Annotated in this window: 11 protein-coding genes; 6 read left to right on the forward strand and 5 right to left on the reverse strand. The window is 66.3% G+C overall.

The window, feature by feature from the left end:
- Together VGQ94_00640 and VGQ94_00645 are read right to left on the reverse strand one after the other, a co-directional pair.
- A partial coding sequence (locus VGQ94_00640) for a magnesium chelatase (protein HEV2021013.1) occupies positions 1 to 1,292 on the reverse strand: 1,292 nt, incomplete at its 3' end.
- A 38-nt stretch (positions 1,293 to 1,330) separates the two neighbouring features.
- On the reverse strand, positions 1,331 to 1,939 hold the full coding sequence (locus VGQ94_00645) for an LON peptidase substrate-binding domain-containing protein (protein HEV2021014.1): 609 nt from the start codon (positions 1,937 to 1,939) through the stop codon (positions 1,331 to 1,333).
- Positions 1,940 to 1,994: 55 nt separating this feature from the next.
- On the opposite strand from VGQ94_00645, the gene VGQ94_00650 reads away from it, so the two are divergent.
- A complete protein-coding gene (locus VGQ94_00650; GenBank protein HEV2021015.1) occupies positions 1,995 to 2,828 on the forward strand; it encodes an SDR family oxidoreductase in 834 nt (277 codons plus the stop codon).
- Here VGQ94_00650 and VGQ94_00655 read toward each other — a convergent pair.
- Entirely contained in the window at positions 2,825 to 3,133 is a 309-nt protein-coding gene (locus tag VGQ94_00655; GenBank protein HEV2021016.1) for a tetratricopeptide repeat protein, read from the reverse strand. The two genes, VGQ94_00650 and VGQ94_00655, sit on opposite strands and share 4 nt — an antisense overlap.
- Positions 3,134 to 3,247: 114 nt before the next feature.
- On the opposite strand from VGQ94_00655, the gene VGQ94_00660 reads away from it, so the two are divergent.
- Entirely contained in the window at positions 3,248 to 3,751 is a 504-nt protein-coding gene (locus VGQ94_00660) for an acyl-CoA thioesterase (GenBank protein HEV2021017.1), read from the forward strand.
- Positions 3,752 to 3,838: 87 nt separating this feature from the next.
- Here the strand turns inward: VGQ94_00660 and VGQ94_00665 are convergent, their stop codons facing one another.
- Together VGQ94_00665 and VGQ94_00670 are read right to left on the reverse strand one after the other, a co-directional pair.
- Positions 3,839 to 4,027 carry a hypothetical protein gene (locus tag VGQ94_00665; protein HEV2021018.1) on the reverse strand — a complete coding sequence of 63 codons (189 nt, stop codon included), beginning with the start codon at positions 4,025 to 4,027 and terminating at the stop codon, positions 3,839 to 3,841.
- Positions 4,024 to 6,081 (reverse strand): carbon starvation CstA family protein, encoded by a 2,058-nt coding sequence (locus VGQ94_00670; GenBank protein ID HEV2021019.1) that lies wholly within the window; start codon positions 6,079 to 6,081, stop codon positions 4,024 to 4,026. The genes VGQ94_00665 and VGQ94_00670 overlap by 4 nt, the downstream gene beginning before the upstream one ends.
- Before the next feature lie 118 nt (positions 6,082 to 6,199).
- Between VGQ94_00670 and VGQ94_00675 the strand changes: the two genes are divergently transcribed.
- From VGQ94_00675 to dnaJ, 4 genes are all read left to right on the forward strand, one after another.
- On the forward strand, positions 6,200 to 7,042 hold the full coding sequence (locus VGQ94_00675) for an Mrp/NBP35 family ATP-binding protein (protein ID HEV2021020.1): 843 nt from the start codon (positions 6,200 to 6,202) through the stop codon (positions 7,040 to 7,042).
- 133 nt (positions 7,043 to 7,175) lie between these two features.
- A complete protein-coding gene (hrcA, locus tag VGQ94_00680; GenBank protein ID HEV2021021.1) occupies positions 7,176 to 8,219 on the forward strand; it encodes a heat-inducible transcriptional repressor HrcA in 1,044 nt (347 codons plus the stop codon).
- Between the two features lie 5 nt (positions 8,220 to 8,224).
- The gene (locus tag VGQ94_00685; GenBank protein ID HEV2021022.1) at positions 8,225 to 8,800 is read left to right on the forward strand and encodes a nucleotide exchange factor GrpE; all 576 of its coding nucleotides are present in this window, start codon (positions 8,225 to 8,227) and stop codon (positions 8,798 to 8,800) included.
- A 55-nt stretch (positions 8,801 to 8,855) separates the two neighbouring features.
- On the forward strand, positions 8,856 to 9,741 hold an 886-nt coding region (dnaJ, locus tag VGQ94_00690), incomplete at its 3' end, for a molecular chaperone DnaJ (GenBank protein HEV2021023.1).

Below are 9,741 nucleotides of genomic sequence, written 5' to 3' on the forward strand. Positions count from 1 at the left end.
GCGCCCAGTTTGTCGTGCAGTCCCTGAATGCCTTTGAGCGCCCCGAAGACCTCGGCGGAAGCGGCGGATTCCGCGACCTGGATGGAGCCGCCCAGGTCGAACCACTGCACCACTTGCTGCAGGTTGGCGCCTTTAAAGTAGGAGTCGAAGGTGCGGGCGACGGCGGCGCGGATGAGCTCGCGGGCGACGTTGTCGGCGCCGCGCATCTCGCCTTCATACTCCAGTTCGAGTTTGCCGGTGATGGCGGGCATGGCGGCGTAGACGTCGCCGATACGCGGAACGACCAGCGTCTCTTTATTTCGAAGCGCGCGGCGCTCGGCGTTGGAGATGACGTTCTCCATGCAGGTGATGGAGAGCCGCTGGGAGACGCCGGAGCGCTTGTCGATGCGCTTGTCCTCGCGCGCGGCGAAGGCGACGCTCTCGATGACCTCGCGCACGAACTTGGGCACGACCAGGCGGTGGCCGTCGCGCTCCACCCAGGCCTCCTGCGCGGTGATGGCGATGCCTTCTTCGAGCGTGGCCGGGTAGTGGGTGCGGACCTCCGAGCCCAGGCGGTCCTTGAGCGGGGTGACGATCTTGCCGCGCGCGGTGTAGTCCTCGGGATTGGCGGTGAAGACCAGGGCCACGTCCAGCGGCAGGCGCAGCGGGTAGCCCTTAATCTGCACGTCGCCCTCTTGCATGATGTTGAACAGCCCGACCTGGATCTTGCCGGCGAGGTCGGGAAGCTCGTTCAAGGCGAAGATGCCCCGGTTCGAGCGGGGCAGCAGGCCATAATGCACGGTGAACTCGCTGGAGAGTTCGTGCCCGCCGCGCGCCGCCTTGATGGGATCGATGTCGCCGATGAGGTCGGCGATGGTGACGTCAGGGGTGGCCAGCTTCTCCACGTAGCGCTGCTCCGGCGCGAGCCAGGCGATGCCGGTGGCGTCGCCGCACTTGGCGAGCAGCTCGCGGCAGCGGCGGCAGATAGGCGCGTAGGGGTTGTCATGGATCTCGCAGCCCGCTACGTAGGGCAGGTGCGGGTCGAGCAGCACGGTGAGCGAGCGCAGAATGCGGCTTTTGGCCTGGCCGCGCAATCCCAGCAGGATGAAGTTGTGGCGCGAGAGGATGGCGTTGATGAGCTGCGGGATGACCGAATCGTCGTACCCGATGATGCCGGGGAAGATGAGGTCGCCCACGCGCAGGCGGGTAATCAGGTTCTCGCGCAGCTCGTCTTTCACGCGGCGCGTATTCAGGCGCTTCTCGGAAAACTCGCTCTGCCGAAGCTCGCCCAAAGTCTGCGGAAGCTGGTTCATGCGGAAGGATTCCTGTCAGAGGATTATACGCCGCGCATTCATATGGCGTGGCCGTTGCCGCCGGCGGTCTTGCGGGCTTTGACGGTGCGGCGCATGCGGGGAAGTAGGGTCTGGTAGTACTCGATGACGGACTGCAGCCGCTCGGGCTCGGAGCGCATGCCCAGGAGCGTCTGCTTGAAGTCGAGGTCGAGCGGCAGGGCGGCGGCGAGCTGGAGGGAAAGTTGCGGGTGGTCGGTCTCGACAGCGGCGGGCTCTTCGGCGCCGGCGAGCGACATCAATTCCTTTTGCAACTCGGCGGCGCGGGCGATCTCGCGGGGAGTAGCCGCCCCGGGCGCGTCTTCAAAGTAGTGCACCGCGGCGCGCAGGAAGGCGCGGTCCTGGTCGATCTGCTGCACCTCGAAGCGGCGGCGTCCTTCGGTGAGGATGTCCAGGCGGCCGTCGTCGTATTTCTTGGTGACCTCGAGGATCTCGGCGGTGCAGCCGACTTCCGCCAGTCCTTTCTCCACCGCCCGCACCACACCGAAGGGCGCTTTCTGCTCCAGACACTCGCCGATCATCTCCTTGTAGCGCGGCTCGAAGATGTGCAGCGGCAGCGGCGTCTCGGGGAAGAGCACGAGTTCGAGCGGAAAGATGGGCAGCAGGTCCACGAGCAGATTCTACGCCCGGCTTGACTTGAAGGACGGGAGCCAATACAAGGCTGGTATGGAACTCGACGGGAAAGTCGTGGTGGTGACCGGCGGCTCGATGGGGATCGGCGAGGCCATCGCCAAGGAGTTCGTGGACGCGGGAGCGAGCGCCGTGCTTTCCTCGCGGGACATCAAGCGCAGCGAGGAGGCGCGCTCGCGCATCGGCCGCGGGGAGCGCACGCTGGCCGTGGCCTGCGACGTCCGCAAGCGGGCCGACCTGGAAGCGCTGCTCAAGGCGGCGATCGACCGCTTTGGGCGCGTGGACGTCTGGGTCAACAACGCCGGCTACGGCCTGCTGGACGCCGTCGCCACCATGGACGTGGCGGAGTGCCGGCAACTCTTCGACACCAACCTGTTTGGCGCCATCGAGGGAATGCAGGTGGCGACGCCGGCAATGAAGGCGCAGGGCTCGGGCACCATCATCAATATTTCAAGCATCGTCGGGCACATCCCCGTGCCCTACATGGCGGCCTACTCGGCCAGCAAGCACGCCATGAACGCCATCGGCAAGGCGGCGCGGGTGGAGCTTAAAGGCTCGGGCGTGCACGTGATGACCGTGTGCCCGGGATACATCGGCACCAGCTTCGGCGACAACACGGTGCAGGGCAAGGAGCGCAAGCGGATGAACACCGCCGCCAGCGCCGGGGCGACGGCCGAGGATGTAGCACGCGCCGTGCTGCATGGGTGCTTGAAGAACAAGCGGGAAGTGGTGGTGCCGTGGAAGTACTGGTTCGTGCTACGGCTCTACCAGCTTTTCCCCGGGATGGTGGAAAGCCAGATGGCGAAGCGGCTGCGTCCCGCGGATGAGGTCTATGCCGCGGCAGCGGCGGCGCGGAAGAAGCAGGCCTAAGCCAGCTCCGCCAGCATCGCTTCCATCTCCGACTGGGCGTGCTGGTTCCCGGTGCGGAGGGCGGAGGCGATGCCGTCCGCGAGCATCTTGCGCGCTTCGTCGGTGCGCTCCGCGCGGGCCAGGGTCTGCGCCGCCATGAAGTAGCCGGCGGTGTAGTCGGGATGCAGCTCCAGCAGCTTCTGGAACTGCTCCAGCGCGGCCTCGGTCTGGCCGGCCTTGGAGTGCTCCATGGCCAGGCCGTAGCGGGCAAAGGCGTCCGAGGGGTTCTGGGCGAGGACCTCGGTCAGCATGGCGATGCGGTCCATAGGCAGTTCTCAGTAGTCAGTTCTCGGTTCTCAGACAATCATCAATCGCAAATCGGGAATCGTCAAATCCTGAAGGTCATCTATTAGAATGACGCTCGGAACGGAGCCGCACCCATGCCTGAAGCCGCACACGATCTGACTCCCCGTCCGGTGAAGGACTCGCAGTCGGAGATGGTGGAGATCGTCCTCCCCAACGACGCCAACCCGCTGGGCAACCTGCTGGGCGGGCGTCTGATGCACCTGATCGACATGGCGGGGGCGCTGGCGGCGCACCGCCACTCGCGCAGCTACGTGGTGACGGCGTCCATGGACCACCTGGACTTTCTCGCCCCGGTGCACGTGGGCGACCTGCTCATCCTGCGCTCCTCGGTGAACCGCGCCTTCAAAACGTCGGTGGAAGTGGGAGTGAAGTGCTGGGTGGAAAACTACATCGCCGACACCAAGCGCCACGTGAGTTCGGCCTACCTGACCTTTGTGGCCGTGGACCAGGGCGGGAAGCACCTGCCAGTGCCGCCCGTCGTTGCTGAGAGCACGGAGGAAAAGCGCCGCTACGAGGACGCCGGGCGCCGCCGCGAGCATCGTCAGGCGGAGATGAAGCGGCGGGGGCAGCGCCGGTAGCCGGACGCAATCCGCACAGGCGGGGACGCCTGTGCCACACGGTTCTTGCAACCACCGGCAGCGGCTACTTCTTGGACTTAGTGAGGGTCAGCAGCAGCGGGGACGCCGCTCGTGAGACGCGGCGCGCTCGCGCAGGAAGCCGGCGTAGGCGGCCCGAGAAGACGGCTGGTCGGTGCGCTCAAGGAAGCGCGCGTAGGCGGCCTCGTCGAAGATCTCGCGCAGAGCCGCGGCGGTCGTTCGGAAGAAGCTGCGGAAAAACTCACGCGCTCGGCTCATGACGACTCCTCCACGGCGAAGCGAGTCGCCACGAATGGGGCTTCCTTGACCTCGGCGGCCTGACGTCCCCGCAGCAGGCGCGACCACAGCAGCACCGACTCCAACAGAATCACCGAGACCGAAAGCGCGAGCAGCGCCGTGACCACGGCGTCCAGGCGGTCGTTGAACATCAGGCGGGCGATCTCGTGGGCGCGGGCGGCGGTGGCCGGGGCTTCCTGCGCCAGGCGGGCCGCATCCGCCAGGAAACCGATGCGCGGGTCAGGATTGAAGATCTTGTGCCAGGAGGCGGTGAAGGTCACCGCGGCCAGCCAGGCCAGCGGCCCGAGCGTCACCCAGGCATAGCGGGCGCGGCCCATCCGGAGAAGGATGGTGGTGGCCACGCACAGAGCCACCGTCGCCAGGAGCTGGTTGGCGATGCCGAAGAGCGGCCACAGTGAGTTCACGCCCATGGGATCGCGCACTCCCTGCCACAGGAAATATCCCCAGGCAGCGACGATCACAGCGCTGGTCCCCAGGATGCTGGGATACCAACTGGTGCGGCCGAGGGGCGCCCACACGTGTCCCAGGGCGTCCTGCAGCATGAAGCGAGCCACGCGGGTGCCGGCGTCGAGCACCGTCAGGATGAAGAGCGCCTCGAACATGATGGCGAAGTGGTACCAAAGGCCAAGCACCGCGTCGCCGCCCAGGCTCTTGGAGAAGATGTAGGCCATGCCCACGGCGAAGGCGGGAGCGCCGCCGGTGCGGTTGTAGAGCGAGCGCTCGCCGACGTTGTGGGCGAGCGTCTCCATCTGCTGCGCGGTCACCGGGTAGCCCCACGAAGAGACCTTCTCGGTGATGGCGACCGGGTCCCGGCCCACCATGCCCTCGGGGCTATTGATGGCGAAGTACGTCCCGGGCTGGATAACGCAAGCGGCGATGATGGCCATAATGGCCACCAGCGACTCGCAGGCCATGGCGCCGTATCCCACCAGGCGCGTCTCCGATTCGCGCGTCACCAGCTTGGGAGTGGTGCCGCTGGAGATCAGTGAGTGAAATCCGCTGATGGCGCCGCAGGCGATAGTGATGAAGACGAAGGGGAAGAGGCTGCCGGCGAAGATGGGTCCGGTGCCGTCAATGAAGCGCGTAAGCGCGGGCATCTGCAATGTGGGGCGGACCGCAAGGATGCCAACCGCGAGGATGGCGATGGTCCCCAGCTTGACGAAGGTGCTGAGGTAGTCGCGGGGCGCGAGCAGCAGCCAGACGGGCGCGGCGGAGGCGGCGAATCCGTAGAGCATCAGCAGTACGGCCAGCACCGGCGCGGTGAAGGTGAAGATGCGAGCCAGCGACGCCGACTGTGCCACCCACTGTCCTCCCCAGATGGCGAGCAGCACCAGCGCGAAGCCGAGTATGGAAGCTTCCAGCACCTTGCCCGGTCGCAGGAAGCGCAGGTAAACGCCCATCCCCAGCGCGATAGGGATGGTCATGGCGATGGTGAAGGTGCCCCAGGGACTCTCTGCCAGGGCGCGCACCACCACCAGCGCGACCACCGCCAGCAGGATGATGAGGATCGCGAGCACGGCGACGAAGGTGACGAAGCCACCCAGCTTGCCGATTTCGTCGCGGGCCATCTGGCCGAGCGACTTGCCGTCGCGGCGCACGGAAAAGAGCAGGATGACGAAGTCCTGCACGCAGCCGCCGAAGACCGCGCCCGCCAGGATCCAGAGCGTGCCGGGGAGGTAGCCGAACTGTGCCGCCAGCACCGGTCCTACCAGCGGTCCTGGCCCGGCGATGGCGGCGAAGTGATGTCCGAAGGCCACCCACTTGTTGGTGGGGAGGAAGTCGCGGCCGTTCTCCAGGCGCTCCGCCGGGGTGGCGCGGCGTGGGTCGAGCACTAGCACCTTGGCGGCGATGAACTTGCTGTAGAAGCGATAACCCAGGGCGTAGCTGCACAGCGCGGCCACCACCAGCCACAGGGCGTTGATGGCTTCGCCGCGGCGCAGGGCGATGGTGGCGAAGGCCAGCGCGCCCAGCGCGGCGATGGCGGTCCAGATCGCAACCTTTGCGATGCGGGGCATAGGGCGCGGCTATTCTAAACAAAGAGGGCGCATAGTTCGGCACTTCATTCGTCGCCCCAAAGGCCGAACCTATGCCAGCGTATAATCGACGTTCACTTTCGCTCAGGAGGAGTCCCGCTTGTCTTCCCATGCACAAGGACGGCCGCAGCCGGGTCCGCAGCCCATTCCCGGGGTGGGGAGCATCATCGCCATCGGCTCGGGCAAGGGAGGCGTGGGCAAGACCACCATCGCCGTCAACCTGGCGCTGGCGCTGGCCAAGATGGGACACCAGGTCGGGCTGCTGGACGCCGACATCTATGGCCCCAACGTCCCGCTGATGCTGGGGGCGACCGACACGCCTAGGCTGACGGATGACAACCGGATCATCCCGCTCGAACGCTACGGGCTGAAGGTCATCTCGGTGGGCTTCCTGAATCCCGGCGACAAGCCACTGATCTGGCGCGGGCCCATGCTGCACAAGATCATCGGGCAGTTCCTGCAACAGGTGGAGTGGGGCGAGCTCGACTACCTGATCGCCGACCTGCCGCCGGGCACGGGCGACGTTGCCATCTCTCTGATCCAGACCGTGCCACTCACCGGCGCCGTCGTGGTCTCCACGCCCTCGGATGTTTCGCTGCAGGACGCGCGCAAGGCCATCGAGATGTTCCGCCAGGTGAAGGTGGAGATCCTGGGCATCGTCGAGAACATGGGCCACTTCAACTGTCCACACTGCGGGCACGAGATCGACATTTTCTCCAAGGGCGGCGTGGAGAAAACAGCGAAACAATTCGGGCTGACCTTCCTGGGCAGCATCGAGCTGGATCCGGAGATCCGCAAGGGTGGCGACACCGGCCGGCCCGTCAGCCTGGAGGGAGAAGACTCGCCGCGCGCCAAGTCCCTCTTCCAGTTCGCGCGCAACGTCAAAGCCGCCCTCGACGAGCAGGCTGCCAAGCCCTCGGAGAGCGTGATCGAGATCCGCTAGCGGCGTTTGACGTTTGGCACTCTTGGTTCCTGAGTGCCAAGCCTTGACAGCCTCCTCCATCCTTACCTAGAATCAAGATAGTGAGTCGGAAGCATGGCTTTTATAACTATATGTATCTAAAGACCTTATACGAATGACGCCTCCAGCCAATGTCGGAGCACGCGAGCGCCAGATCCTGACGGCGATTGTGAAGACCTACATCACCACGGGAGAGCCGGTGGGCTCGCGGACGGTGGCGCGCGACAATGCCGACGGGCTGAGCCCGGCGACCATCCGCAACGTGATGAGTGACCTGACTGAGGCGGGCTTTCTGGAGCAGCCGCACACCTCGGCGGGGCGCGTGCCCACGGCCAGCGCCTATCGCTACTTCGTGGAGCAGCTCACGGGGGAGACCCACCTCTCGCGCGCCGATGAGCACCTGATCCAGGACAACTTCCGGGGCGTGACCGACCTGCAGGAGTTCATGGAGCGCACCTCGCACGTGCTCTCGCTGGTTTCGGGGAGCCTGGGAGTGGTGGTGGCCGCGGGGGCGAAGAGCAACGCGCTGGAGCACGTGCACTTCTCGCGGTTGAGCGCGCAGAAGATCCTGGCGGTGGTGGTGATGCGCTCGGGGCTGGTGCGCGATCGGGTGTTGCTTCTGGAACAGGACCTCCCGCAGGCGGACCTGGACACGGCTGCGGGCTACATCAACCAGAACTTCCACGGGTGGACCATCGAGGCGCTGCGGACGGAGCTGGCGCGGCGCATCGAAGAGGAGCGCAGCGAGTACGACCGGATGATGCAGTCGGTGGAGCAGCTCTACCGCCGCGGCGCGCTGGGCGCGGAAGAATCCGGCCAGGTGTACGTGGAGGGCGCGGCCAACCTGGTGGCCAGCGAGGAAGACCGGGCGCGGCTGCAGCAGCTCTTGCAGATGCTGGAAGAGAAGCAGCGCGTGGCCGATCTGCTGGGCGCGTATCTGGATGCGCGGCAGGAGGCGGTGCGCGTGGTCATTGGCCTCGAGAAGACGTTGCCGGAGATGCGCCACCTAGTGCTCATCGGCGCCCCGGCGCGCGTGGGCAACGAGGTGATGGGGTCGCTGGCGGTGATCGGCCCTACCCGCATGGACTACGAGCACACCATCAACGCTGTCACCTACATCGCGCAACTATTCGACAAGATCCTGAACGACGAGCGGTAACCGACATGGGCAAGGCCAACGGAAAACCCGAGAGAGGTCCGAAGGCGGTGGACGCCGAGCACGAGCTTCCTCCGGCGGAGGAGGACGGCTTCGTGGAGGACGCTGCGGCGCCGGGCGAAGCCCCGGCCGCCGAGGATGAGTTCGCCCTGCTCAAGGCGGAGCGCGACCAACTGCTCGACCGCTTGGCGCGGCAGCAGGCGGAGTTCGAGAACGTGCGCAAGCGCGCCGCCCGCGAGCAGCGCGACTACAGGGACTATGCCGTGACCGAGGCGGTGCAATCGCTCCTGCCGGTGCTGGATAGCTTCGAGCGCGCCCTGAAGACCGCTCCCGCAGGCGAGTTCCGCAACGGGGTGGAGCTCATCTACAAGCTACTGGCGGACAATCTGGCCCGGCTGGGTGTGCGCCCGATCGCCGCCCAGGGCGCGCCCTTCGACCCGCGCCATCATGAGGCGGTGGAAGTCGTCGAGAGCACGGCCGTCGCCGACCATCACGTGCTGGAGGAGTTGCAGCGCGGCTACATGCTGAAAGAGCGCCTGCTGCGTCCCGCCATGGTGCGGGTGGCGCGGCATCCAAAGAAGTAAAGACGTGAGTTGAGGAGTTCCCCTGGCGACCCAGACAAAACGCGATTACTACGAGGTGCTGGGCGTGGGCCGGGGCGCCTCCGATCAGGAGATCAAGAGCGCCTACCGGCGGCTCGCCCTCCAGTACCATCCCGACCGCAATCCCGGCAACGCCGAGGCGGAGGAGAAGTTCAAGGAAGCCAGCGAGGCCTACAGCGTCCTGGCCGACGGCAACAAGCGCGCCCACTACGACCGCTTTGGGCACGTGGAGGTGGGCCGCGTCGGGTTCGACGACTCCATCTTCGAGGACTTCCACGACATCTTTGGGGAATTCTTCGGCTTCGGCGACCTGTTCGGAGGCGGAGGACGGCAGCGGACGCGCGCTCGCCGCGGCGCCGACCTGCGCGAAGACCTGACGCTCGAGTTCGAAGAGGCCGCCTTCGGCATGAAGACCGAAGTCCAGGTGCGCCGGCATGAGGCGTGCGACGAGTGCCAGGGCTCCGGAGCGGCGGCAGGGAAGTCGGCTTCCACCTGCTCCACCTGCGAGGGGCGCGGCCAGGTGCGCTACCAGCAGGGTTTCTTCAGCGTCTCGCGCACCTGCCCGGCGTGCCAGGGCGCGGGCGCGGTCATCACCGATCCCTGCAAGAAGTGCCGCGGCGAAGGCCGCGTGGTGGTCGAGAAGACCCTCGAGGTCAAGATCCCCGCCGGAGTCGAGGACGGCACCCGTATGCGCTACGCGGAACAGGGCGAGGCGGGATTCCACGGCGGCCCGGCGGGCGATTTGTATATCGTCCTGCACGTGAAGGAGCACCCTTTCTTCGAGCGCGAGGGCAAGGACCTGCACTGCGTGCTGCCCATCTCCGTTACTCAGGCGGCGCTGGGCGCGGAGCTGAAGGTGCCGACGCTCGACGGCGAGCACACGCTGAAGGTTCCTGACGGAACCCAGGGCGGGACCACCTTTC

It is taken from the genome of Terriglobales bacterium (genome assembly GCA_035937135.1).
Classification (GTDB): domain Bacteria; phylum Acidobacteriota; class Terriglobia; order Terriglobales; family Acidobacteriaceae; genus DASYVL01.